Source organism: Tessaracoccus luoxuelianae (genome assembly GCF_055326245.1).
In genome coordinates, this window is the sequence record NZ_JBUZNO010000006.1 from 237890 (window position 1) to 260869 (window position 22980).

The window sequence follows — 22980 nt, forward strand, 5'->3', positions numbered from 1 at the left end:
AGACTGGTTGGCATGTCTAGCGTTGCCCCGGCCATCAAGCGCGTCGTCGTCGCAGCCCCCCGCGGGTACTGCGCCGGTGTGGATCGCGCCGTCATCACCGTCGAGAAGGCGCTTGATCTGTACGGGCCGCCCGTCTACGTGCGCAAACAGATCGTGCACAACAAGCATGTGGTCGAGACCCTGGAAGCCAGAGGCGCGATCTTCGTGGAGGAGCTCGACGAGGTGCCCACCGGCGCCACCGTCGTCTTCTCCGCCCACGGCGTGTCTCCCGCGGTGCACACCGAAGCCGCGGACCGGGGCCTGAAGACCATCGACGCCACCTGCCCGCTGGTCACGAAGGTGCACCACGAGGCCCGGCGTTTCGCGTCCGAGGGTACCCAGATCCTCCTCATCGGCCACGCCGGCCACGAGGAGGTCGAAGGCACCATGGGTGAGGCGCCGGAGCAGACCATCCTCGTTCAGTCGCCTGAGGACGTGGCCTCCGTGGAGCTTCCCCAGCACGGATCTGTGGCGTGGCTGAGCCAGACCACCTTGTCCGTGGACGAGACCATGGAGACAGTGGGCAAGCTGCGCGAAAAGTTCCCGCTGCTCATGGACCCGCCGTCGGATGACATCTGCTACGCCACGCAGAACCGGCAGCTGGCGGTCAAGCAGATCTCGCGCGGGTGTGACCTGATGATCGTGGTGGGTTCGCAGAACTCGTCGAACTCCGTGCGGCTGGTCGAGGTGGCGCTCGAGGCCGGCGCCAAGGCCTCCTACCGCGTGGACAACGCCTCGGAGATCGATCCCGCCTGGCTGGAGGGCGTCCACTCGGTGGGCGTCACCTCGGGTGCCTCCGTGCCGGAGCTGCTCGTCGACGGGGTGCTGGAGTACCTCGAGTCCATGGGCTTCCCGCCCGCGGTGGAGGAGCGCCTGACCGAGGAGACGCTTCAGTTCGCGCTGCCGCCGGAGCTCCGCAAGGACCTGAAGCGCGCCGTCAAGCACTGACGCAGGACGCTCAGGTGAGGAAGCGGAAGAACGGGCTGTCGTAGGCCACTTCCTCCGCGGTCATGCCGCATTCGTCGATCCGCTGCACCAGGAAGCGGTAGTCGCCGGGGTTTCCCAGCTCCACGCCCACCAGGGCCGGCCCGGTGTCGCGGTTGTTGCGTTTGACGTACTCGAAGTAGGTGATGTCGTCGTCTGGGCCGAGCACCGAATCCAGGAACATGCGCAGCGCGCCAGGTTGCTGGGGGAAGTCGACGAGGAAGTAGCGCTTGCGACCCTCGTGGATGAGGGACCGCTCGACCACCTCGGCGTAGCGGGACACGTCGTTGTTGCCCCCGGACAGCAGCACCAGCACGCGCGAGCCGCTGGGGATCTGCACCCTGGGACCCACGCCGCCACTGGGCAGGGCCGCGGCGGCCAGCGCCCCGGCCGGCTCGGCGATGATGCCGTCGACCTGGTAGAACTCCAGCATCTCGGAGCACACCTGTCCCTCGGGCACCCGCACCAACTCGACGCGCGCCTCCTGGATCACCTCGAACGTGAAGTCGCCGACCCGCTTGACGGCCGCGCCGTCGACGAAGGTGTCGATGTCGTGGAGTGTCACCGGGCGCCCGGCCGAGATGGCGGCGGCCACACACGGTGCCCCCTCAGGCTCGACCCCGATGATCCGCACCTCGGGATGGTGCGTGCGCAGCCACGCGGCCGCGCCGGCGAGGAGACCGCCGCCGCCCACCGGCAGCACCACCACCCCCGGCACGAACCCCAACTGCTCGAAGGCCTCCACCACCACCGTGGCCTGCCCGGCGGCCGTGCGCTGGTCGTTGAAGGCGGGCACCAGGACCTTCCCGTCCCCGGCAAGGCGGGCGGCCTCGTCTGAGGCGTCGTCGTAGCTGGCGCCGTGGAGCACCAGCTCGACGAACCCGTGCCCGATCTCGAGGATGCGCTGGCGCTTCTGCCTCGGGGTGGTGTGCGGGACCACGACGGTGGCCTTGATGCCCAGAGCCGCTGCCGAGAACGCCACGCCCTGGCCGTGATTGCCCGCCGAGGCGCACACCACGCCGGCACGCTTCTCGGCCTCGCTTAGCTGGGCCATGAGGTTGTAGGCGCCGCGCAGCTTGTAGGAGCGGACCGGCTGCAGGTCCTCACGCTTGACCCAGATCTCGGATCCGGTGGCCCTCGACAGGCGCGCGTTGAGCTGCACCGGGGTGCGGTGCGCGATCCGGCCAAGCCTGTCCACGGCGGCAGGGATCTGGACGGCGAGGTCTGACAGGGCGCTCATCTGTTCATTGTCGCGGTCTGGGGCCGGATGGGCCAACAGGATGGCAGCATGGATGGATGGCGGCAGCGCAGGTGCCCCCGGAGCCCATCGAGCCGGAGGTGGCGGAGCAGGGGCCCGATTGGACCCTCATCCTCACCCGCGCGCTGGCCCTGGTGGCGTTGGGGCTGGTGGCCGGGGTCCTGCTGGCCAGGCCGTGGGCACCTCGAGACGACCCGGCTCCCAGCCCCACGGTCAGCGTGGCGCCCAGCCCTTCGCCCACGCTGCGGTGAGGCTCACGAATCTGCGGTGCCGGTGCGTCGACGCAGCTGGCGCACGGCGGATCCGTCCAGCAGATCCGCGTCGTCTGCGACGGTGCTGCGCTCGAGGCTGCGCAGCTCGTCGAACTCCAGCATCTCCGGCACCGCGATCTGGCGCGGGGTCTCGATCACCGGCGCGAGATCCGCGATCTCCTCCGATGTGACCCCCAGCTCGCGGAAGCGGCGAGCCGACACCATGACCCGGGTCTCCACGGCGCCGACCGCCTTGTTGTAGTGCTGGACGGCGCTGCCGAGGGACCGTCCCAGCTTGTCGAAGTGCTGGCCCAGCGTGGCAAGCCTGTCGTAGAGCTCGCGCCCCAGCTTGGAGACCTGACCGGCCGTCTCCGCGAGCGACACCTGCTGCCACCCGTTGGCGACGATCTGCAGCTGCGGGATGAGCAGCCCGGGCGAGGCCAGGACGATCTGGCGGCGCGTGGCGTAGTCATGCAGGGCCGGCTCCTGTTCCAGCGCCAGGCGGTAGAACTCGTCGGAGGGCAGATAGAGGACCACGAACTCCGGCGAGCCGAGATCCAGCTGCCAGTAGTGCCTCCCCGAGAGGTCGTCGATGTGCTTGCGGACGTGGGCGGAGAACGTCTTGAAGTGCGCCTTCTGCGCCTCCTCGTCCTCGGTGTTATAGGCCTCCAGGGCTGCGCTCAGCGGCACCTTGGAATCCACGAAGATCACCTTGCCCGCGGGGAGATTGATCCGCATGTCCGGCCGGAAGCGGCCGTCGTCCGAGGTATAGGTGGCCTGGGAGTCGAAGTCACAGCGCTCGGTGAGACCCGAGATCTCGACGATGCGCTTCAGGCTGCGCTCTCCCCAGGCCCCGCGCACCTGAGGCGTGCGCAGCGCGTTGCTCAGGCTGACGGTCTCGCGGCGGATGGCGTCCCCGGAGAGCCGCACCGCCTGCACCTGCTCACCCAGCTCCGCCGCCATCCGGACGCGGTCCTTCTCCACGGACTGCAGCCGCTCCTGCAGCTGGCGCAGACCATCGGTCAATGGGGTGATCAGCTGCTCGGTCGCCTTGAGCCGGGCATCGGCCACCACATCGGCCTGCCTGCCCTGACGCTCCAGGGACTCCGCCGAGAGCACCTTGAAGCGGTCCAGGAGCGACTCCCGGTCTGCCGCGAGCTGCTCAGCGCGCGCCATCGCAGCGTCCCGCTGGGCCGAGAGCGCCGCCACACGGGCCTCGACAGCCGCGGTCTCCCCGCGGACTTCTGCCAGAAGGCGTTGCGCGTCCACGGCAGCGGTGCGCAGGTCCGCCTTCTCGGCCAGGTGCTGAGCCACCTCCGCCTTCACCACGGCCGACTCCTCCCGCGCACGGCTGGCCTCGGCCCACGCCCGCGACACCTCCTGCCGCGCGTCAGAGAGGGCCAGCTGTTCGTCCGCGCGGGCCCGCCTGCCCGAGTCCGAGGCGGCGTGACGGCGCCCGACGACGTACCCGAGGGCGGCGCCCGCGACGAGGGTGAGGAGGCTCAGAAGGAGAGCGATCAGGTCCATGCGTCCACTCAATCAGGGGCCACCGACAATTTCCGTCAGCCACTCCGGCCGGGGGCCCGGAACCGGCCTCCGATTCCGCGGCTACCGTAGGGCCATGCTCGCTTCAGCCCAGGACCACGTTGATCAGCTGACCGATTTCGTCGTCGCCTCGCCCACCTCCTTCCATGCCGCGGATCAGATCGCAGCGCAGCTGAGGCTGGCCGGGTTCGTGGAGGTCGACGCCCGCCGCCCATGGTCGGACGTCGGTGGCCGGCGGTTCCTGGTACGCGACGGCGCCGTCGTGGCGTGGGTGTCCCCGGACACGCTGGGGCACGAGGCCGAGTTCCGGATCGTCGGCACACACACGGACTCACCGGGATTCAAGCTGAAGCCCGGCGCGCACCTGTCCAGCGCTGGATGGACTCAGCTTGGCGTCGAGGTCTACGGCGGCCCCCTGCTGAACTCGTGGCTGGACCGTGACCTCGGCATCGCGGGCCGCCTGACCACACTCGACGGTGCCGTGCACCTCGTGCGCACAGGTCCCGTCGCCCGCATCCCTCAGCTCGCGATCCATCTGGACCGCGGGGCAAACGAGTCGCTGACCCTGGACAAGCAGACCGGGACGCAGCCCATCGTGGCCGTGGAGCTGAAGCAGTCGCTGATCGAGCACCTCTGCGCCTTGGCGGGCATCGCGCCCGGTGACGTGGCGCTGCACGATCTCTTCGTCTTCGACACGCAACGCCCGGCCGTCATCGGCGTCGAGCGCGAGTTCCTCGCCTCGGGCCGGCTGGACAACCTGGCCTGCACGCATGCCGCTCTCACAGCGATCAGCTCGGCCGAGGCCGGCGCAGACGTCGCGGTCTTCGTCGCCTTCGACCACGAGGAGGTGGGCTCGGCCACCACCAGCGGAGCCGGCGGGCCCGTGCTGCAGGACGTGCTGGAGCGGATCGCTGCCGGCTTCGGCCTTGGCCTTGACCAGACGCGTGCCATGTTCGCCCGCTCCAGTTGTGTCTCGGCCGACACCGGGCATCTCGTGCACCCCAACTATCCGAACCACCACGACCCGGTGAACCGGCCGCTGCCCAACCGCGGTCCGCTTCTGAAGATCAACGCCAACCAGCGCTACGCCACTGATGCCGTCGGTGCCGCCATCTGGCTGCGGGCCTGCGCCGCCGCGGGTGTGCCCACCCAGCCGTTCGTGTCCAACAACGCCGTGCCGTGCGGCTCCACCATCGGCCCCATCACCGCCACCAGGCTGGGTATCACCACCGTCGACGTGGGCGTGGGCCTGCTGAGCATGCATTCGGCCCGGGAGCTGTGCGGAGTGGAGGACCCGTGGTTCCTGGCCCGCGCTGTCGCGGCGTACTGGGCCGGCGCCTAGTCAGGCTGCGCCGGAACGGGCGCCGAGGGTCAGGGAGACGGGTCTGGTTGGGGCGCCATCGAGGCAGCAGCCGTCCCGCGAGGAACGGTGGCACGACGTGCACAGCGGAACCGGCAGGTAGAAGTGCGCGATCGGGCGTCCCCGGAACTGCGTCACCTCGATCTCCAGGTCGAAGACGTCTCGGAGCACGTCCGGGCGCACCAGTTCCTGCGGGGAGCCGACGGCCATCACCCGGCCGTCCTTCATCGCGACGATCTGGTCCGCCCAGCAGGCCGCGTAGTTGATGTCGTGGACCACGATCACCACTGTCTTGCCCAGTTCGTCGGCGGCCCGCCGCAGCGTCTGCAGCATGGCGTGGGCGTGGGCCACATCGAGATTGTTGAGGGGCTCATCGAGCAGCACATACTGCGTGTCCTGGGCCAGTACCATGGCCACGAAGGCGCGTTGGCGCTGGCCGCCGCTCATCTCGTCGAGGAAACGGTCCCGCAGATCATCAAGATCCATCCAGGCGATCGCCTCGTCGATCCTGAGCCGGTCGTCAGCCGTCAGACGCCCGCCTGAGTGGGGGTAGCGCCCGAAGCCCACGAGGTCGGCGACGGTGAGGCGGCTCTGAAGATCGTTGGACTGGCGCAGCACCGCGAGGCGCTTGGCGAGCTCTCGTGAGTCCGCCGTCGCCACGTCCAGGTCACCCACCGAGATCGATCCGCCGTCGGCCTCGAGGAGACGCGCGATCATCGAGAGAAGCGTGGACTTGCCAGCGCCGTTGGCCCCCACAATCGCGGTCAGACCGCCATCGCGCAGTTCCAGCGTCACGTCGTTGACCACGAGGCTGCGGCCGTAGCGCTTGGAGAGGTTCCTGACGTTGATCATGTGCGTACCTTTCGGATCACGAGCCAGATGAAGGCGATACCGCCGACGAATTCGATGACCACCGACAACACGGTGGCCTGGCCGAGGAGTTGTTCGAGGACGGTCTGGCCGCCCAGTAGCACGCCGACGCCCAGCAGCCCTGCCATTGGCATCACGATGCTGTGGCGCCCGGTGCCGCTGATCTGGTAGGCGATGGCCGCCACGATCAGGCCGAGGAAGGTAATGGGGCCGACGAGCGCGGTGGAGACGCAGACCAGGAGGGTTGCCACGAGGAGCACGCCCCGGACGGTGCGCTGGTAGGGGACGCCGAGGCTGACGGCGGCGTCCCTGCCGAGGGAGAGGACATCGAGGTCCGCGCGCCGTCGCCACAGCCACAAGCTTGCGGCGGTGACGATGGCTGCGCCCAGCCAGATCAGCTCCGGGTTGACCGCGGTGAAACTGGCGAAGAGGTTGTCCTGCAGAACGGTGAAGGCGCTGGGGTCCAGGACGCGAGCAATCAGCGATGACAGTGAACGAAGGACGGAGCCGAGCACCAGGCCCGCCAGCACCACCACGTAGATCGAGCGGCTCCTCCGTCCGAACAGGACCTCAGTGAGGAGGGTTGCCACCCCCAGCATGAGCGCCACGTTGAGTGCGAACATCGGGTAGGCGCCGATCTGCCCCACGACCGCCACGCCCATCGTCAGGACCAGGAGCGACTGCAGGAACACGTACAGGGCATCCAGCCCCATGATCGACGGCGTGAGAAGGCGGTTGTTGGTCACGGTCTGGAACGCCACCGTCGCTACCCCGGTGGCCCACCCGACCACGATCATCGATGCCACCTTGCGGCTGCGGAGCTCGAGAATGAAGCCGAGGTCGCCGCTGAGGTTGAGGGTCATGAACGCGACGGCGGCGACCGCGCACAGCGCCAGCGCGAGCAGCAGCCGGAATGACGGTGCGATCGAGGTTCGGGGGGTGGTCAAGGCGGTCATCGGGTGCGCATCCGTCCGGTGAGGAGGAGCACGAGAAACACGACGCCGCCGAGTACCCCCGAGACCGTCCCCACGGGGATCTCGTAGGGCGGGTTGAGGGTGCGGGCGAGGAGATCGCAGACCAGCACGAATCCGGCGCCCGCGAGGGCGGTCCAGCCGATGTTGCGCCGCAGGTTGTCCCCGCGCCAGAGCACGATGAGGTTGGGGATCACGAGGCCGACGAAGCCGATCCCTCCCACTACCACCAGCGTGATGGCGCTCGACGTGGCGACCAGGCCCAGCCCCAGATTGAGTGTGGCCTTGTAGGACAGGCCGAGAGCCTTCGAATGCTCCTCGCCGAGGGATGCGAGGGTGAAGCGGTCCGCGAAGAACCACAGCAGGGCGCCCAGCACCGCGAGCAGCCACAGCAGTTCGTAGCGGCCGCGGAGTACGCCGGAGAAGTCACCCTGCATCCAGATTCCGATGGTCTGCATGAGCTCCAGCCGGTAGGCGACGAAGGTGGTGCCGGCTGCGATCACCCCGGCCAGCATGATCCCCACCAACGGCACGGCAACGACGGGGACCGTCGGCGGTAGCGATCTGACCAGCCGCAGGAACAGGGCGGTGCCCGCCAAGGCGGTCAGAATCGCAAGGACCATCTTGACCACGAGCGGCGCCTCTGGGAACAGGAGGATCGCGATCAGGATGCCCACGCCCGCGGACTCGGACGTGCCGACGGTGCCTGGCTCGACGAAACGGTTGCGCACGAGCAGCTGCATGAGGAGGCCCGACAGGGCCAGGGATGCGCCCGCCAACAGCACTGCGAGAGTTCGTGGCACCCGGGAAACGGTGAAGGTGAGCCAGTCGTCGGGCGTGGCGCGCCCGGTGAGGAAATCCCAGGGGGAGAGATCGGCGGCGCCGACGAACAGCGACAGCACCGACAAGCCCAGAAGCGCGCCGAGCCCGCCGAGCCACCCCCAGGACAGGGGGCGGCCGGCGGGCAGAGTGCGCCGGGTGGCGTCGGTGGTGGCAGTCACGGCGTCACGATCAGTTGGTGGCCGTGGCGTCGCTCAGCATCTCCACAGCGTTGTCCACGCCGTGGATCATGATGTACCAGCGTCCACCGTCGAGGTAGGTGACGTCGCCGTTGCTCCAGGCCGTGGTGTTGGCCATCAACTCGTTGTCCAGCACCTGTGCGGCTGCCTGGCCCTCCTGGCCGATGGCCGCGTCGCGGTCCACGACGAACAGCACGTCGGGGTTCGCCTCGGCGATGGCCTCGAAGGAGATGGCGTCGCCGTGGGCCTCGGCGTCGACGTCGGAGATGGCGGGCTCGAAGCCCAGCTCATTGTGGAGGACTCGGTAGCGCGACTCGGTGCCTTGAGCCGACACCTTGCCGCCGCTGGTCATGAGAATGAGGGCAGTCTGGCCCCCGGGCGTCTTGCCCTGTGCGGCCGCGAGGGCCTCCTCAACCTCCGCGAGCTGTTCGGCGGCCTCGTCCTCGGCGCCCACAGCCTTGGCGATGATGTTCGTCGAATACTCGATACCTTCGTAGAACGACTTCTCCGCGTCGAAGGTGATGTCGATCGTCGGGAAGTTCTTCGACAGCTCCTCCACGAGGGCGGCGGTGCGGAAGCCGGCGATGATGAGATCGGGATCCAGTGCGGCGATGGCCTCGAGGTCAGGCTCGACGACGGAGCCGAGGTCCGCATACTTCTCGTCTGCGAACTCGCTGAGCGGCTCGGGGAGCGCTGCGCCCTTGGTGAGTCCCACGACGTTGTCGGAGGCCCCGAGCGCGCGGACGGTGTCCAGGGAACCGAGATCGAGGACGACGATGCGCTCGGCCGGCCCGTCGAGCGTGGTCTCGCCCTGAGTGTGCGTGACGGTGATGGGTTCGCCCGCCGCGGGTTCCTCGGCTGCGGACTGGCCGCCGCACGCGGCGAGGGGGAGGAAGAGGAGGGCGGAGAGGGCGCCGGGGATGCGGGTGCGATTCATATCAGTCCTTCTTGGCAGAGTTTCATGGGGAGTCGACTAAGGGAACCCTAACCTGTTTGAATTTCAGTACGCAAAGATGCCCAATTTGGTGAGAATGGCTTCGGCTAGGGCGGTGGGTCGGGTGGGGTGGCTCGTTCGGTCGGGGGCCACGGGCCCGGTAAGCTCGTCCCTCGTGGCACTCACCATCGGGATCGTCGGTCTCCCCAATGCCGGCAAGTCGACTCTCTTCAACGCGTTGACGCGCAACGACGTGCTCGCCGCGAACTACCCGTTCGCGACGATCGAGCCCAACGTCGGGGTGGTCGGCGTGCCGGACCCTCGGCTGGCGCAGCTGGCCAAGCTCTACGGCTCCGAGCGGATCATTCCCGCGACCGTCAGCTTCGTCGACATCGCCGGCATCGTGAAGGGGGCCTCGCAGGGCGAGGGCATGGGCAACGCCTTCCTGGCCAATATCCGTGAGGCCGACGCCATCTGCCAGGTCACCCGCGTCTTCGACGACGAGGACGTCACGCACGTCGACGGCAAGGTGGACCCGGCCAACGACATCGACACCATCGCCACCGAGCTCATCCTGGCCGACCTCGCCACCGTCGAGAAGGCCCTCCCCAGGGTGGAGAAGGAGGCGCGGATCAAGAAGGAGACACTGCCGAAGCTCGCCGCCTACCAGGCCGCCAAGGACGCGCTGGAATCGGGCAAGGGTGTCCGCGCCGCCGGCCTCGACATCGACGAGCTCCGGGACCTTTTCCTCCTCACTGCCAAGCCCTACCTCTACGTCTTCAACTGCGACCAGGACGAGCTGGGCGACGAGGACCTCAAGGGCCGCATGAGTGAGCTGGTGGCCCCGTCGGAGGCGATCTTCCTGGACGCGAAGTTCGAGTCGGAAGTGGTCGAGATGGACGAGGACGAGGCGCGCGAGTTCCTCGCCGAGATGGGCGTCGAGGAGCCCGGCCTCGATGTCCTGGCGCGCGTCGGCTTCGACACGCTGGGCCTGCAGACCTACCTCACCGCCGGCCCCAAGGAGTCGCGGGCCTGGACCATCCCGAAGGGAGCGACGGCGCCCGAGGCAGCCGGTGTGATCCACACGGACTTCCAGAAGGGCTTCATCAAGGCCCAGGTGATCGGATTCGACGACCTCATGGCGGCCGGCTCCGAGGCCGCGGCCAAGGCGGCGGGCAAGATGCGCCTCGAGGGCAAGGACTACGTGATGGCCGACGGCGACGTCGTCGAGTTCCGGTTTAACGTCTAGGCACTGGGACGGATCCGGGAGGGGTGTAGCGGCGGTGCTCAGGCGAGTTGGGCACGCCATCTTCTACTTGATCATGACTGCGTGTGCCGTGTTGATGGCGATCACGGGAGTTGAATCCGCGCTGGACGCGGCTGAGGGGCAACCAGTCTTATGGGGGACCTTCACCGCGACCGACTGCGAGCCAGCCCGGCGTGGGTGTCGCAGCGTGGGGACGTGGATCAGTGATGACGGCTCCCTTGTCAAGGAGCAGATCTACCTCGATGGAAGTCCTGACGGCGACGGCACTGCCCGTGCGAGCTTCCAGCCGTCGGGTAGACGCAGCGACGAACTCAACAACATCGTCCACGCCGATACCTGGAGCGGGGCGGGCATCTGGATGCCATGGGTTGGCGTGGCGATCACCACCGCGGTCACCATTGACTATGCGAGACGGTGGCGGGCGGGGCGACCCTAGGGGTGGTCAAGAAACGCCGCTTGCACCCTAAGTTCACGTGCTGCCGGGCCTGAACGTAGCACGGGTGCTACGATGGCGACATGAGCGCGTCGGAACCTGTCGTGGAGAGTCTGTCCCAGCGCGAGCTGCGGAATGAGTCCGGACGGGTGCTGCGCGCAGTGGGGGAGGGCCACTCCTTCATCCTGACCAACAGCGGAGTGCCCGTTGGCCGGATCGTGCCCATAGAGGCCCCCCGGGCAGGCCTGGCGATCACCAGGCCTGCTCGGCGGGTCGGAGGCTGGTCGGCACTGGGCATTAAGCGGAAGGCCGCGACGCGGTCTCTGGGGGAGACGCTCGATGACCTGCGCGGGGATCGGCCGCGACGGTGAGCTACATCGTCTACGTGGATACGTCTGCTCTGGGTGCGCTGCTCATCGAGCAGCCGGAGAGCACTGTGCTGGCAGACTGGCTCGATCACACGGCGAGCGCGCTGGTGTCGTGCGACCTACTGGAGACCGAGTTGCGCAGATTAGCCGTCCGGGAAGGCCTTGACCAGGGGGACGTGACTCGTGTACTCGATGGTGTGGCGCTCGCGGCCCTCGACAGGGCCCTCTATCGGAGCGCTGGGTTCCTCCCGATGGCGTACCTTCGCACCCTCGACGCGCTTCACCTTGAGGCCGCGTTGCGGATGGATGCCGACGCCATGCTGACCTATGACCACAGGCTCGGCGAAGCGGCCCGGTCCATCGGACTCGCGGTGATCTCACCTGGCTTCACCAGTGCGGACCCAGCGGAGACTGCTGATCATGGCTGACATCACGCCCTGTCCACCGCGAAGTTGTGCCCTGCGGGGGTCCGTGAGGGCCGAGCCGTGAGGTTCGAGCGGACTCATCCGATGAGATAGACCAAACCCCATCCGCGCGCCTGCATCCGGGCGGTGAAAGCCTGGGCAGAGCGCAAATGCTCCTTGATGTAGCTGCGGTCCTCTTCAAGGCGGGTCGTGTAGAAATCATCCCGGGCGAGCAGTGCGTCGACATCGTCACCGTCGAGCAGTGACAGGTCTCGGGAGATCTCGCTCACCGCGTCGGGTGTGAGGACCTTGATCCATGGGATCCAGCCGCGTGATGTGTGCGTGACGTCGCCCTCGAACAGGTCATACGCGATGCGCGGGCACGCGACACCAGGGGTAGTCAACCGCTGCAGGTATCTCCAGCACTTGTCGAGATACAACATGTCGGGAGCAGATTCCTTCGGTCCCCACGCATCGGCGAGCGGGTCGTCAGACATGAAGGCCCACGGATCCTCGGTTGCCCTGTCGACGAACTCGGGTGCAAGCGGATAGGCGTAGTAGCGAATTCCCATGCCTGCAGCCTGCTACAAGCAGAGTCCCGCAGGGACTCCACAGAGCTCACTGTGGAGAAGGGCTGCCTCCGTGGATTTCGCCTGTGGACAACGGGAGAAGCTGGTCCTGCCAGTCGCGTGACCTTGACTCCTTGACTGGGATAGCTGGCGTCGACGTCGTCGCGCCACGGGGTCTGGGTCGGGCACGGCAGCGTCCGGACGCTGGTTCACCCTCAGTACACTCGTGGGCGCCGCCTGGGAGGAGAATCGCGTGGCCGAGATCCTGACCAAGGCGCTGTCCCTGGTGCTGATCGTCGCCATCGGGTACGGCATCAAGCGGCTCGGCTGGGTGAAGGCGTCCGACTTCGGGATCTTCTCCAAGCTCGTCCTGCGGGTCACGTTGCCCTGCGCGCTGGCGACAAGTTTCAACAGCTACGACCTCGTTCCTGCGCTCGCGTCGCTGGTCGTGATCGGATTCGTCGTCAACCTCGGGCAGCAGGTCGTGGGCTACTGGCTCAACCGTCGCAACGGTCCCCGGGCCAAGGCCTTCGGCGTATTCCACTCCGGGACCTACAACATCGGCGCCTTCTCGATGCCCTACATCTCGGGCTTCATGGGTGCGCCCGCGATGGTCCACACAGCCATGTTCGACGTCGGCAACTCGCTCGCCTCCGCCGGCGTGGGATACGGCTGGGGCATGAGCATGGTCGACCAGTCGAAGAGAACCACGGTCGTGTCGTTCCTCAGGATCGTGTTCAGCTCGCCCATCTTCGTGACCTACCTCGTCCTCGTGGCGATGAGGTCGGCCAACCTGACGCTACCGGACCCGGTCATCGTCTTCACCAGCACCGTCGGGGCCGCCAACCCCTTCCTCGCGATGCTGATGATCGGCATCGGCCTGGAGATCAGGCTGCACCGCAGCAAGCTCACGCGCGCCGCCAAATACCTCGCGCTGCGCTACACCTTCGCGATCGTCCTGGCCCTGGGAATCTGGTTCACGCTGCCGCTGTCCCCCGACATCAAGCTGGTGCTGGTGATGCTGCTCTTCGCCCCGGTGGCGTCCATGGTGGCGGGATTCTCGGAAGAGGCCGGGTTGGACGTGGAGACGAGCGCGTTCATCACCAGCGTGACCATTCTGGTCGCGATCGTCGTGATGCCGGCCATCCTGCTCACACTGGGATGACCGGCAGCCACGTCCGGCCGACTATCGGGAGGACAACACCTCGGCGACGTAATCGACGTCCTTGTCGCCGCGACCTGACAGGTTGATCAGCACGATCGCGTCCTTCGGCATCGACGGAGCCATCCGCATGGCGTGCGCCACGGCGTGCGAGCTCTCCAGGGCAGGGATGATGCCCTCGGTGCGGCACAGCAGCTGGAACGCGTCGAGGCACTCCGCATCCGTGGCCGACACGTAGGTGACGCGCCCGATCTCGTTCAGGAAGGCGTGCTGGGGACCGACGCCGGGGTAGTCCAGGCCGGAGGCGATGGAGTGCACGGGGGCGGGCTCGCCCTCGGGCGTCTGGATCACCTTGGTGGCCATCCCGTGCAGGACGCCGTCGGTGCCCGTGGTCATGGTGGCGGCGTGCTCGCCCAGGACCTCGACACCGCGACCCGCCGGTTCGACGCCGTAGAGGCGCACCTCCTCGTCGTCGAGGAAGGCGGTGAACAGGCCCAGCGCGTTCGACCCGCCGCCCACGCAGGCGGCGACCGCATCGGGCAGCCGGCCCTCGGCCTCCAGCATCTGGGCCCGCGCCTCACGGCCGACGATGGCCTGGAAGTCGCGCACCATCGACGGGTACGGGTCCGGGCCCACGACGGAACCGATGCCGAAGAACGTGTCCTCGAAGTCGCGCGCATAGGTGGAGAAGGCGGAGTCGACGGCCTCCTTCAGAGAAGCGCCGCCCTCGGTGACCTCGACGACCTTCGCGCCGAGCAGCTGCATCCGCACCACGTTCGGGTGCTGCTTCGCCACATCGATGGCACCCATGTGGATCTCGCACTCCAGGCCCAGAAGCGCGGCAGCGGTGGCGAGCGCGACCCCGTGCTGACCTGCCCCGGTCTCGGCGATCAGCTTCTTCTTGCCCATGCGACGGGCCAGCAGGCCTTCGCCGAGGCAGTGGTTGATCTTGTGCGAACCGGTGTGGTTGAGGTCCTCGCGCTTGAGGTAGATCTTCGCGCCGCCCAGGTGCTCAGTGAGGTTCTCGGCGAAGTGCAGCAGCGACGGGCGCCCGACGTAGGCCTTGAGAAGGTGGGCGTACTCCTCCATGAACGCGGGATCGTTGCGGGCCTCGGCATAGGCGGCCTTCACCTCGGCGATGGGCTGCACCAGGTGCGGCGGGAGATAGGCACCGCCGAATCGCCCGAAGTAGCCTGCTTCGTCCGCCTGAGAATAGTTCGTCACGCCGCAGAACCTACTGCCTCGCTGCGCGGCGCGTGACCCGGTCCCGGAAACGAGCCGGCTGAATCGGCGACGTCGCTTCGGTGGACCCCCTCGGTCATCGGGCGCCGACGCTGCGAGACTTGGCCCGTGCGCGTCTACAACTTCTCTGCCGGCCCTGCCATGCTCCCGCTCGCCGTCCTCGAGCGGGCCCAATCCGAACTCACCGACTGGCTCGGCTCAGGGATGTCGGTGCTCGAGGTCAGCCACCGCGGCAAGGACTTCGTCGCCTGCGCGGCCGAGGCGGAGGCCCGGATGCGCCAGGTCATGGGGGTGCCGGACCACTACCGCGTCCTCTTCCTCCAGGGTGGGGCATACGGGCAGTTCGCCGGCATCCCGATGAACCTGACCGCACCCGGTGACCTGATCAACGTCCTCCACACGGGGCAGTGGACGAAGAAGGCGATCTCCGAGGCGAAGAAGCAGGACCTCGTCGTCGACGTCATCGCCGACGAGGCAGCGTCGAGCTACACGACCACCCCGGCGCCGGGGAGCTTCGCGGTCAACCCTGAGGCGAAGTACCTCTACTACACACCCAACGAGACCATCGGTGGCGTCGAGTACTCCTACGTGCCGGACGCCGGTGCAGTGCCGCTCGTGGCGGACCTGAGCTCCACCATCCTGTCGCGCCCGGTCGAGGTCGAAAAGTTCGGCCTGATCTTCGGTGGCGCGCAGAAGAACATGGGGCCGGCCGGGCTGTGCGTCGTCATCGTCCGCGACGACCTCGTCGGCCACGCCCGCCCCACCACCCCGTCGATCTGGGACTACGCGCAGATGGCCGCCAGCGACTCCATGCTCAACACCCCGCCCACCTTCAGCGTCTACCTGCTCGGCCTCATCCTCGAGTGGGTCCAGTCCCTCGGTGGCCTCGAGGCCATGGCCGCGCGCAACTCCGCCAAGGCTACGAAGCTCTACTCCTTCATCGACGAGTCCGAGTTCTACTCCAACCCCGTCGCCCCTGACTCCCGCTCCTGGATGAACGTCCCGTTCGTCACCGCGAAGCCCGAGCGTGACAAGGCGTTCGTTGCCGAGGCAGCCGCGGCGGGGCTGACGAATCTCGCGGGTCACCGAAGCGTGGGCGGCATGCGTGCCTCCATCTACAACGCCATGCCGCCAGAGGGCGTCGACGCGCTGATCGGCTTCATGGCCGACTTCGAGCGCCGGAACGCCTGACCGTGGCCTACCGGGTCCAGACGCTCAACGCCATCAGCGCGCACGGGCTGGCGCAACTACCTCCGGAGTCCTACGTCGTCGCGGCAGACATGCCCAACCCGGACGCGCTGCTCGTGCGGTCCGCCAACCTCTTCAGCCGGGAGATCCCGGCGTCGGTGATCGCGGTGGCGCGAGCCGGCGCCGGGACCAACAACGTGCCAGTTGCAGACCTGAGCGCCCGCGGCGTGCCGGTCTTCAACACCCCCGGTGCGAACGCGAACGCGGTCAAGGAACTCGTCCTGGCCGGTCTGCTGGCGGGGGCGCGCAACATCGTGCAGTCCGTGGAGTTCAGCCGTTCCCTCACGGGGACCCCGGAGGAGGTCGAGGACGCCGTCGAGAGGGGCAAGAAGGCGTTCGTCGGCTTCGAGCTCCCCGGGCGCGTTCTCGGCGTGATCGGACTCGGCGCGATCGGCGTCCAGGTGGCCAACGCCGCCGCGGCGCTGGGAATGCGCGTGCTGGGGTACGACCCCCAGATCACGGTGGGCCACGCCTGGAAGCTGTCAGCCACCGTTGAGCAGGCAACCTCGCTCGAGGAGGTCCTCAAGCGCTCGGACGCCGTCTCGCTCCACATCCCCCTCGTCGCCGGGACGCGTGGCCTACTCGGCGCCGACCGGCTGGCCCTCATGAAGCCCAAGGCGCTACTGCTCAACTTCTCGCGCGCGGCCATCGTCGACGAGGAGGCCGTCGTCGATGCCCTGGACCGGCACAAGCTGCGCGGCTACATCTGCGACTTCCCCTCGCCGCGGCTCAACGGTCATCCCGCGGTCGTCGCGACGCCGCATCTCGGCGCGTCGACGGGAGAGGCTGAGGACAACTGCGCTGTGATGGCCGCCGCACAGCTGCGCGCCTTCCTGGAAAACGGCGACATCAGCAACTCCGTGAATTTCCCCGACGCGGTGCTCGCCCGATACGAGAGGACACGTCGTCTGGCGATCGCCAACGCCAACGTCCCCAACATGGTTGGACGCATCTCGACGCTCCTGGCCGACGCCGGGCTCAACATCGCGGACCTGCTCAACAAGTCCCGTGGGGAGCTCGCCTACACGCTGATCGACGTCGAGGGAACGGTCCCGGACACCTTGGCGGCTGAGATCGGTGCCATCGAGGGCGTCCTCTCGGTGCGCGTGATCTGACGGGGCCGCCCGTGCGCGGTGGCTAGCCGGCCATCGCGAAGAACATGGGGCTGAAGTAGGGGATGAGCCAGACGGCCCACACGAGAATGCTGAACTTGTGGAAGCTCCTGATGGCGTCCTCGTCCTTGCGGAGCAGCACAACCAGCGCCCAGGCGGCGTGGACGAACATGAGCAGGATCGCGATGAGCCCGGAGATCCCGTGGACATCAAACGTCATGCCCCCGACGAAGTCGAACATCATGCTGGTGCCGATCGTGTCGAAGATCAGGCCGAGGATGAAGAACGCCAGATTCCACCACTTGAGCCGTCCGCTGAGACGCTCCCCCCACACGCCGATCGAGTAGAAGATCAGCGCCGAGGTGATGACGATGCTGGCACTTGGGTCCACTATGACTCCTCGGGTTGGGGCGTCTCATGCTAGTGTCCTGCGCCAGAAATTCACTGCGATTGACGGCCCCCAGCGGCGCCTCGCCGCGTTCTCCTCACTCGACGAACAACCAAGTGCTACTTCGCTCGTCGGCCTTGCGATCCATCCCCTGGGACATCGCCACCCATCAACGAACTTCTGGCGCAGGACACTAGTGACGCCGCGAATCGGTGCCTACAGTGGGGGCACACACGGAGGTGAGCCAGTGTCCGACTTCATGTCGATATTCCAGCCAGGATTGGAGTACGTCCGTCAGCAGCGCGACCTTGACAAGATCCTCATCGTCGAGGCCGACAAGGGGGCCCCGGGGCCGGAACCGTTGGACCTCGAATCGGGCTCGGTCACGATCACCCTGCCACCCGAGAGCGTCCCTCAACCCTCCAGGAGCCCCGGAGGTTCGCCGTCAGCGGACTGATCCCTGCCAAAGGCGCGGGGTGGGTAACGTTGGCAGACGTCCGACCACACAAGGAGTTCCCCATGGATCCGACCCGCATCGTCTCCGACGACCAGATCTGGGAGTCGATCAAGGCCGAGTGCGCCGAGGCGGCCGCCCACGAGCCGCTGCTCGCCGGATTCCTGCACACCGTGGTTCTCAGCCAGCCGGACCTGGAGGACGCGCTCAGCCTGATTCTGGCCGCCAAACTGGACAACACGACGCTGCCGGCACTCAGCCTGCGCGACATCATCCACGACGTGATCCTCGACGACGAGTGCATTCAGCGTGCCATCCGCGCGGACCTGCAGGCCGTCGTGAGCCGGGACCCCGCGTGCCCCGGCTACGCCAACCCGCTGCTCTACTTCAAGGGCTTCCAGTCCATCCAGGCCTACCGGGTGGCGCACTTCTACTGGATGCATGACAGGAAGCCGCTCGCGCTCTATCTGCAGAGCCGCATCTCAGAGGTGTTCGCCGTCGACATCCACCCCGGTGCCCGGATCGGGAAGGGCATCATGTTCGACCACGCCACCAGCGTCGTGATCGGCGAGACGGCCGTGGTGGAGGACGACTTCTCGATGCTGCACGAGGTCACCCTCGGCGGTTCGGGCAAGGAGGGCGGCGACCGTCACCCCAAGATCGGCCGAGGGGTGATGATCGGCGCCGGCGCGAAGGTGCTGGGCAACATCCGCGTGGGGGAAGGGGCGAAGATCGGCGCAGGCTCCGTGGTGCTCCACGATGTGCCTCCGCACACCACGGTGGCGGGTGTCCCGGCCAAGATCGTCAACATCCCGGCCTCCGCTCTGCCTGCATTCGAGATGGATCAGAGCATCGACGACCTTGAGGAGTCCGGCCGCGAAGCCGTTCCGCAAGGGTGGTAGCCGAGCCGGAACTTTCGGTGGAATTGCTACCGCCGGCCCCTCCGGCGGCGATACCGTGAGCCATGCGCATCAACGACGTCATCGCCAGCAAGGGCTCCACTGTCATCACCGCCCGCTCTGACCAGAGCGTCGCGGACCTCGTGAAACTCATGACCCAGCACCGGATCGGAGCCGTCGTCATCACCGACGACGACCAGACGGTCACCGGCATCGCCGGCGAGCGGGACGTGGTGCGGGCGCTTGGGGAGCGCGGCGCCGCGGCCCTGGAGGCCACCATCGGCGAGATCCTCGACCGCGACGTGCACGTGTGCGTCCCGGATGACGACATCGCCAGCGTGGCGGCGGCCATGACCGAGTTCCGAACCCGCCACATGCCTGTGGTGCAGGAGGGGCACTTCGTGGCCATCGTCAGCATCGGCGACATCGTCAAGAGCCGGATCGACCAGCTGCAGACGGAGCAGGAGTACCTCATCAAGTACGTCCAGAGCTGATCGGGGCGACCTCAGCCCACCCAGGCCACGCGCTCGTCGGCCAGCTCGTCGACGACGCGGGCCACTCTCTCCGCGTGCACGGCTGCCACCAACCCGCCGAGGACCATGGTGTCGAACCCCTCGCGCGCCGCGTCGATGGCGGTGGCCCGCACGCAGTAGTCGGTTGCGATGCCGCACACGTCGACCGCAGTGATGCCGTGCAGGCCCAGCCACCGCGCCAGTCCGATCCCGTCGTCCTCGCCCCCGATGGTGCCCTCGAAGCCGGAGTACGCGGCCGCGAAGGAGCCCTTATCGAACACCGCATCGAAGGCCAACCCCCGCAGCACCGGATGAAGCTCCTGTCCGGGGGTGCCGACCACGCAGTGGGGCGGCCAACTGTCGACGAAATCAGGGCTGTCGGAGAAGTGCGCTCCCGGGTCGATGTGGTGATCCCGCGTCGCCACCACCCGGCGGTAGCCGTGATCGCCGTTCAGCAGCTCTGCTGTCTTCTCGGCCACGGCGTTGCCGCCGTCGACCCCGAGGGCTCCGCCCTCGCAGAAGTCCACCTGGACGTCCACCACGATCAGTGCCTTGGCCACGTCGGCCCCCTCTCGGCTCGGTCCGTCCAGCCTAACGCGGTAGCCTCGGCCGCATGGAGCGATGCATCCACGTGACGGCCGTGGTGCTGCGCGATCCCACCGGCGCGGTGCTGCTGGTGCGCAAGCGCGGCACGTCGATGTGGATGAACCCGGGAGGCAAGCCTGACCCGGGGGAGTCTCCTGAGCAGTGCGGCGCCCGGGAGGTCCGGGAGGAGCTCGGCCTGGTTCTGGATCCCCTCCGGCTGGAGCCCCTGGGACTGTTCGAGGCGGCCGCCGCCAACGAACCGGACCACACCGTCGTCGCGCACGTATTCAGCTGGCCTGATCCGGTCCTCGGCCGGGTGCAGCCGGCCGCGGAGATCGACGCCGTGCGCTGGTCGGATCCCGTCGTCGCGCTCGACGGGTCTGATCCCACCCTGGCGCCGCTCTACACCACGGTGATCGCGCCGCTCCTGGCTCGGGCGGGTGACCGGTCTTAAGTAGGGGATGAGTCCTCCTGCCGCGGCGGCGGCGCCCAGTTCGCGCCTGCTCGGGTGCTGGTGTCAAGGGATGGCTGTGCGGTTTCACGGTCATGCCGAGAGTCGGATGTCGAGACACAATCGGGCATCGGTAGTCTCTGAGCGTGAATCGAAGGTGGGGGCTGTACTTGTCCGCGGCGAGGGCGGTGCTGGGTGTGATACCGGCCCAGATGGGGCTGTGATCGCTTCGGTGGCGCGCAAGGATCAATGTCCATGACAAGACGAAAAGGACATAGACGTGGCTAGGGCAGGGAGTCGACAAGCTCGGAGGAAGGTCGGTGGTTCACGATTTGCTCGGAGCCGTCCATGGCTCACTCTTGCAGTAGTTGGCGTTCATGCACTCGTGACTCGCCCCCGAGAGGTAGCCGACGTCCTTCGGCAACACCGCCTCCTTGGCGTGGATGTAGTCGAGGCCACGCTGGCCTGGATCGTCGTTGCGACGGGCATCACGTTACTCACGGCACTCGGCGCCGCTGGGTTGTTCTTCTACTTCGGGGCGGATGTGCCGTGGCTAATCCTGGCAAGCGTCATTTCAACACTTGCCTTGTTTACCGTCCTCGTAATCAACGGGCTTTCGTACCTGCTTGGTATAGAGGAAGTCAGCTTGTGGCATGACGTTCTCGTTGTCTCAATAGGGATGTTGGGGTACTTACTGATCGTGTGATCGGGTTGAGCGTGGGGGGGGGGGGCGGCACTGAGAGACTTTTCCGCGCGCTGGAGGCTCGGGTCGGTCGGAGCCCGCGTCTACGGCGGAGCGACCCTTGAGCTCGATGAGGCCTGTCCCATCAGCCAACTGGCTGAGACAGTGGTTGAGCCCCGTACCGCCTGAACGCGCGCAATTGCCGCGTCTCGGGCATACGAGACGGTCCGCGACAAGGCCTGCCGGTAGAGTTCCGATGCACGATGGATCGGCATCAGCAGAAGGGTGTCGTTGATGGTCAGTGGCGGAGCAGGGTCTCGGGCAGCGTTGCTCAGGTGGGTCCGCTGGTTGTGGATGGTGCCGGTGGTGCTCTGGCTTGTTCTGACGTGGGTGACCTTCTCGCCTGGAGCCAGCGTGTCTAGCGTCGCGCTCTGGCTGGCCGTTGCCAGCCCGGCCCTGATCGTCGGCTACCGGGCGCTCTTCATCGCGGGATTGTCGGTGTCGCAGTCGGGGCCGCAGGTCATTTACCGCGGTCTGGTCGCTGCGAGGAGCATTGATGTCTCCTCGATCGAGGAGTTCGAGATCTGGGACGTGAACTTCTTCTCGGGGGTTTCGGCGGGGTTCGTCCAGGTGCGTCGGACGGGCAAGCGCCCCGTGGTGTTGTGGGCGTTGGGGTACGCGACGCCGGACACCCATGACATTTTGCTGCGGGAGATCGAGGGGACATGTGCCGATCTCTGGGGATGGGCAGCGCGGGACTCGGGCCAGCCGCGGAGGGCTGAGTCCCTGGCCCCAACGCGGATCAGGCCAAGTGCCATCGAGGTCGTTTCTACGGACATTCTCGGCCGCCGAACCCTTTGGTCGGGGTCGATCAGATCGAAATGACACACCCCACGGCGGGGATCCCACCGGTCGCCCACTTCTCGAGCGGTAGCGACTTACTGTGTGGTCCTGAGTGACGCGACCTACATCCGCACATGCCGCGGGTTGCGCGAGGGTCGTGTGTCGGCTCCGCTTGCCGCAGCGCGGTATGCCTTCGTGTTGAACGCTGTCCGCAACGAGCGGGTGGCCCCGTTCCCGCACATCAGGAGTGGGGCGCTACGGCCTTACCCTTGCGGTATGGCCCTGCCTCGCCACACGACGGACGCCGCCCTGTCGGCTTGGCTCGCGCCCCGGCTGCTGCCGTGGGGACCGGCTGGGGTTCCGGTGGGTGCCATGGTGCCGACGGGCTTCGCGGCGTATGTGCGGGTCCTGCACCCCCTGCCGGACGGACGCCGCTGGCGGGAGATCGCGGCGTCCAATGGACGCGTCCTGCATCCCCTGGCGCAGTGGAGCCACATGTTCGACACCCTGCGCCACCCGAACCTGTGGCCGCCGGATGGCCATCTCCCGCGCCCCGACCACGACGCGCTGGTCGCGCACCTGCAGGCGTCTGGGGACGTGACCTACGCGGTGTGGGAGGGCTACGGGTTCTGGGGAGGCGGCGCGGTCGAGGCGCACCACCCCGATCTGATGACCTACGAGGTCCCGGTGCCGAGCCGGGTCCCGGGGGGTGCCGAGCCGGTGTTGGCCCTGCCGCACCGGCGCTACCACCTGTTCCGGGCGCCCCTGGCCGCGCACGAGACGTGGGTCGAGGACGAGAGCTTCGGGCAGTCGGCGAACCTCGTATGGCCGGACGACCACGTCTGGTGTCTGGCCACCGAGATCGACTTCGGCTTCACGCTGCTCGGCTGCGAGCGCGCGGTCGCGGACGTCGTTCTCGCCGATCCCGCTCTTGAGGCGTTCGAGGTTGGTGTGGACGACAACATGAGCTGGTCCGGGGACGCCATCAATCCGGCGCCCCGGCGGGCCTGACAGCCGCCTCCGACCCGCCGACCGGCCCGTTCGACCCGGCCGATCCAGCTCGCCCCGCCTGCTGAACCGCCGCACGACGCGTGAACCGGGCACCAGACGATTCCACCTGAGCTGGAGTT

The 22980-nt window shown here is 67.6% G+C and carries 27 protein-coding genes; 17 read left to right on the forward strand and 10 right to left on the reverse strand.

What is annotated here, in order from left to right; all coding sequences use genetic code 11:
• Positions 1-12: 12 nt before the first annotated feature.
• The gene (locus tag ACZK39_RS11110) at positions 13-987 is read left to right on the forward strand and encodes a 4-hydroxy-3-methylbut-2-enyl diphosphate reductase (protein WP_459054861.1); all 975 of its coding nucleotides are present in this window, start codon (positions 13-15) and stop codon (positions 985-987) included.
• A 10-nt stretch (positions 988-997) separates the two neighbouring features.
• Here ACZK39_RS11110 and ilvA read toward each other — a convergent pair whose 3' ends face one another.
• Positions 998-2263 carry a threonine ammonia-lyase IlvA gene (ilvA, locus tag ACZK39_RS11115; RefSeq protein WP_459054860.1) on the reverse strand — a complete coding sequence of 422 codons (1266 nt, stop codon included), beginning with the start codon at positions 2261-2263 and terminating at the stop codon, positions 998-1000.
• A 56-nt stretch (positions 2264-2319) separates the two neighbouring features.
• Here ilvA and ACZK39_RS11120 point away from each other — a divergent pair, with 56 nt between their 5' ends.
• Positions 2320-2532, forward strand: coding sequence for a hypothetical protein (locus tag ACZK39_RS11120; protein ID WP_182781838.1), 213 nt, complete (start codon positions 2320-2322; stop codon positions 2530-2532).
• Between the two features lie 3 nt (positions 2533-2535).
• On the opposite strand, the gene ACZK39_RS11125 is transcribed toward ACZK39_RS11120, so the two are convergent.
• A complete protein-coding gene (locus tag ACZK39_RS11125; RefSeq protein WP_459054859.1) occupies positions 2536-4059 on the reverse strand; it encodes a DNA recombination protein RmuC in 1524 nt (507 codons plus the stop codon).
• A gap of 94 nt (positions 4060-4153) precedes the next feature.
• Between ACZK39_RS11125 and ACZK39_RS11130 the strand changes: the two genes are divergently transcribed.
• Entirely contained in the window at positions 4154-5419 is a 1266-nt protein-coding gene (locus tag ACZK39_RS11130; protein ID WP_182798562.1) for a M18 family aminopeptidase, read from the forward strand.
• On the opposite strand, the gene ACZK39_RS11135 is transcribed toward ACZK39_RS11130, so the two are convergent.
• The 4 genes from ACZK39_RS11135 to ACZK39_RS11150 are packed head-to-tail and all read right to left on the reverse strand — an operon-like array spanning position 5420 to position 9234.
• Positions 5420-6289, reverse strand: a complete 870-nt coding sequence (locus ACZK39_RS11135; RefSeq protein WP_182781840.1) for an iron ABC transporter ATP-binding protein — start codon at positions 6287-6289, stop codon at positions 5420-5422.
• Entirely contained in the window at positions 6286-7263 is a 978-nt protein-coding gene (locus tag ACZK39_RS11140; RefSeq protein ID WP_182781841.1) for an iron chelate uptake ABC transporter family permease subunit, read from the reverse strand. The genes ACZK39_RS11135 and ACZK39_RS11140 overlap by 4 nt, the downstream gene beginning before the upstream one ends.
• On the reverse strand, positions 7260-8279 hold the full coding sequence (locus ACZK39_RS11145; protein ID WP_220490777.1) for an ABC transporter permease: 1020 nt from the start codon (positions 8277-8279) through the stop codon (positions 7260-7262). The genes ACZK39_RS11140 and ACZK39_RS11145 overlap by 4 nt, the downstream gene beginning before the upstream one ends.
• 10 nt (positions 8280-8289) lie before the next feature.
• On the reverse strand, positions 8290-9234 hold the full coding sequence (locus tag ACZK39_RS11150) for a siderophore ABC transporter substrate-binding protein (protein ID WP_459054858.1): 945 nt from the start codon (positions 9232-9234) through the stop codon (positions 8290-8292).
• A 172-nt stretch (positions 9235-9406) separates the two neighbouring features.
• On the opposite strand from ACZK39_RS11150, the gene ychF reads away from it, so the two are divergent.
• From ychF to ACZK39_RS11170, 4 genes are all read left to right on the forward strand, one after another.
• Positions 9407-10480, forward strand: coding sequence for a redox-regulated ATPase YchF (gene ychF / locus ACZK39_RS11155; RefSeq protein ID WP_459054857.1), 1074 nt, complete (start codon positions 9407-9409; stop codon positions 10478-10480).
• Between the two features lie 205 nt (positions 10481-10685).
• On the forward strand, positions 10686-10934 hold the full coding sequence (locus tag ACZK39_RS11160) for a hypothetical protein (RefSeq protein ID WP_459054856.1): 249 nt from the start codon (positions 10686-10688) through the stop codon (positions 10932-10934).
• A gap of 80 nt (positions 10935-11014) precedes the next feature.
• On the forward strand, positions 11015-11302 hold the full coding sequence (locus tag ACZK39_RS11165) for a type II toxin-antitoxin system Phd/YefM family antitoxin (RefSeq protein ID WP_459054855.1): 288 nt from the start codon (positions 11015-11017) through the stop codon (positions 11300-11302).
• Positions 11299-11727 carry a type II toxin-antitoxin system VapC family toxin gene (locus ACZK39_RS11170; RefSeq protein ID WP_459054854.1) on the forward strand — a complete coding sequence of 143 codons (429 nt, stop codon included), beginning with the start codon at positions 11299-11301 and terminating at the stop codon, positions 11725-11727. The genes ACZK39_RS11165 and ACZK39_RS11170 overlap by 4 nt, the downstream gene beginning before the upstream one ends.
• 74 nt (positions 11728-11801) lie before the next feature.
• Here ACZK39_RS11170 and ACZK39_RS11175 read toward each other — a convergent pair whose 3' ends face one another.
• Positions 11802-12275, reverse strand: a complete 474-nt coding sequence (locus ACZK39_RS11175) for a hypothetical protein (protein ID WP_182798558.1) — start codon at positions 12273-12275, stop codon at positions 11802-11804.
• A gap of 250 nt (positions 12276-12525) precedes the next feature.
• Here ACZK39_RS11175 and ACZK39_RS11180 point away from each other — a divergent pair, with 250 nt between their 5' ends.
• Positions 12526-13437 carry an AEC family transporter gene (locus tag ACZK39_RS11180; RefSeq protein WP_182781848.1) on the forward strand — a complete coding sequence of 304 codons (912 nt, stop codon included), beginning with the start codon at positions 12526-12528 and terminating at the stop codon, positions 13435-13437.
• A 21-nt stretch (positions 13438-13458) separates the two neighbouring features.
• On the opposite strand, the gene trpB is transcribed toward ACZK39_RS11180, so the two are convergent.
• Positions 13459-14658, reverse strand: coding sequence for a tryptophan synthase subunit beta (gene trpB, locus ACZK39_RS11185; protein WP_459054853.1), 1200 nt, complete (start codon positions 14656-14658; stop codon positions 13459-13461).
• Positions 14659-14784: 126 nt separating this feature from the next.
• Between trpB and serC the strand changes: the two genes are divergently transcribed.
• Both serC and ACZK39_RS11195 read left to right on the forward strand, forming a co-directional pair.
• Positions 14785-15867 carry a 3-phosphoserine/phosphohydroxythreonine transaminase gene (gene serC / locus ACZK39_RS11190; RefSeq protein ID WP_459054852.1) on the forward strand — a complete coding sequence of 361 codons (1083 nt, stop codon included), beginning with the start codon at positions 14785-14787 and terminating at the stop codon, positions 15865-15867.
• A 2-nt stretch (positions 15868-15869) separates the two neighbouring features.
• Entirely contained in the window at positions 15870-17039 is a 1170-nt protein-coding gene (locus ACZK39_RS11195; RefSeq protein WP_220489022.1) for a phosphoglycerate dehydrogenase, read from the forward strand.
• 22 nt (positions 17040-17061) lie between these two features.
• Here the strand turns inward: ACZK39_RS11195 and ACZK39_RS11200 are convergent, their stop codons facing one another.
• A complete protein-coding gene (locus ACZK39_RS11200; RefSeq protein ID WP_459054851.1) occupies positions 17062-17427 on the reverse strand; it encodes an HsmA family protein in 366 nt (121 codons plus the stop codon).
• 244 nt (positions 17428-17671) lie between these two features.
• On the opposite strand from ACZK39_RS11200, the gene ACZK39_RS11205 reads away from it, so the two are divergent.
• The 3 genes from ACZK39_RS11205 (at position 17672) to ACZK39_RS11215 (ending at position 19271) form a co-directional block, all read left to right on the forward strand.
• Positions 17672-17881 (forward strand): DUF6191 domain-containing protein, encoded by a 210-nt coding sequence (locus ACZK39_RS11205; RefSeq protein ID WP_182798553.1) that lies wholly within the window; start codon positions 17672-17674, stop codon positions 17879-17881.
• Between the two features lie 62 nt (positions 17882-17943).
• On the forward strand, positions 17944-18780 hold the full coding sequence (cysE, locus tag ACZK39_RS11210) for a serine O-acetyltransferase (protein WP_182781853.1): 837 nt from the start codon (positions 17944-17946) through the stop codon (positions 18778-18780).
• Positions 18781-18842: 62 nt separating this feature from the next.
• Entirely contained in the window at positions 18843-19271 is a 429-nt protein-coding gene (locus ACZK39_RS11215; RefSeq protein WP_182781854.1) for a CBS domain-containing protein, read from the forward strand.
• 11 nt (positions 19272-19282) lie between these two features.
• On the opposite strand, the gene ACZK39_RS11220 is transcribed toward ACZK39_RS11215, so the two are convergent.
• Positions 19283-19849 (reverse strand): isochorismatase family protein, encoded by a 567-nt coding sequence (locus tag ACZK39_RS11220; protein ID WP_459054850.1) that lies wholly within the window; start codon positions 19847-19849, stop codon positions 19283-19285.
• Positions 19850-19902: 53 nt separating this feature from the next.
• On the opposite strand from ACZK39_RS11220, the gene ACZK39_RS11225 reads away from it, so the two are divergent.
• The 4 genes from ACZK39_RS11225 to ACZK39_RS11240 all read left to right on the forward strand — a co-directional run bounded on the left by ACZK39_RS11225 (position 19903) and on the right by ACZK39_RS11240 (position 22861).
• Complete coding sequence (locus ACZK39_RS11225) at positions 19903-20328, forward strand: NUDIX hydrolase (RefSeq protein WP_459054849.1); 426 nt, start codon at positions 19903-19905, stop codon at positions 20326-20328.
• 436 nt (positions 20329-20764) lie between these two features.
• Positions 20765-21031 carry a hypothetical protein gene (locus ACZK39_RS11230; protein WP_459054848.1) on the forward strand — a complete coding sequence of 89 codons (267 nt, stop codon included), beginning with the start codon at positions 20765-20767 and terminating at the stop codon, positions 21029-21031.
• A 342-nt stretch (positions 21032-21373) separates the two neighbouring features.
• Positions 21374-21892 carry a hypothetical protein gene (locus ACZK39_RS11235; protein ID WP_463613335.1) on the forward strand — a complete coding sequence of 173 codons (519 nt, stop codon included), beginning with the start codon at positions 21374-21376 and terminating at the stop codon, positions 21890-21892.
• A 234-nt stretch (positions 21893-22126) separates the two neighbouring features.
• Complete coding sequence (locus ACZK39_RS11240; protein ID WP_344676232.1) at positions 22127-22861, forward strand: hypothetical protein; 735 nt, start codon at positions 22127-22129, stop codon at positions 22859-22861.
• Positions 22862-22980: the final 119 nt, after the last annotated feature.

Bases quoted from the DNA above. Each gene is read 5' to 3' on its own strand.
- ACZK39_RS11110 (WP_459054861.1), top strand. From the start codon at position 13: ATGTCTAGCGTTGCCCCGGCCATCAAGCGCGTCGTCGTCGCAGCCCCC.
- ilvA (WP_459054860.1), bottom strand. From the start codon at position 2,263: ATGAGCGCCCTGTCAGACCTCGCCGTCCAGATCCCTGCCGCCGTGGAC.
- ACZK39_RS11120 (WP_182781838.1), top strand. From the start codon at position 2,320: ATGGCGGCAGCGCAGGTGCCCCCGGAGCCCATCGAGCCGGAGGTGGCG.
- ACZK39_RS11125 (WP_459054859.1), bottom strand. From the start codon at position 4,059: ATGGACCTGATCGCTCTCCTTCTGAGCCTCCTCACCCTCGTCGCGGGC.
- ACZK39_RS11130 (WP_182798562.1), top strand. From the start codon at position 4,154: ATGCTCGCTTCAGCCCAGGACCACGTTGATCAGCTGACCGATTTCGTC.
- ACZK39_RS11135 (WP_182781840.1), bottom strand. From the start codon at position 6,289: ATGATCAACGTCAGGAACCTCTCCAAGCGCTACGGCCGCAGCCTCGTG.
- ACZK39_RS11140 (WP_182781841.1), bottom strand. From the start codon at position 7,263: ATGACCGCCTTGACCACCCCCCGAACCTCGATCGCACCGTCATTCCGG.
- ACZK39_RS11150 (WP_459054858.1), bottom strand. From the start codon at position 9,234: ATGAATCGCACCCGCATCCCCGGCGCCCTCTCCGCCCTCCTCTTCCTC.
- ACZK39_RS11165 (WP_459054855.1), top strand. From the start codon at position 11,015: ATGAGCGCGTCGGAACCTGTCGTGGAGAGTCTGTCCCAGCGCGAGCTG.
- ACZK39_RS11175 (WP_182798558.1), bottom strand. From the start codon at position 12,275: ATGGGAATTCGCTACTACGCCTATCCGCTTGCACCCGAGTTCGTCGAC.
- cysE (WP_182781853.1), top strand. From the start codon at position 17,944: ATGGATCCGACCCGCATCGTCTCCGACGACCAGATCTGGGAGTCGATC.
- ACZK39_RS11215 (WP_182781854.1), top strand. From the start codon at position 18,843: ATGCGCATCAACGACGTCATCGCCAGCAAGGGCTCCACTGTCATCACC.
- ACZK39_RS11225 (WP_459054849.1), top strand. From the start codon at position 19,903: ATGGAGCGATGCATCCACGTGACGGCCGTGGTGCTGCGCGATCCCACC.
- ACZK39_RS11240 (WP_344676232.1), top strand. From the start codon at position 22,127: ATGGCCCTGCCTCGCCACACGACGGACGCCGCCCTGTCGGCTTGGCTC.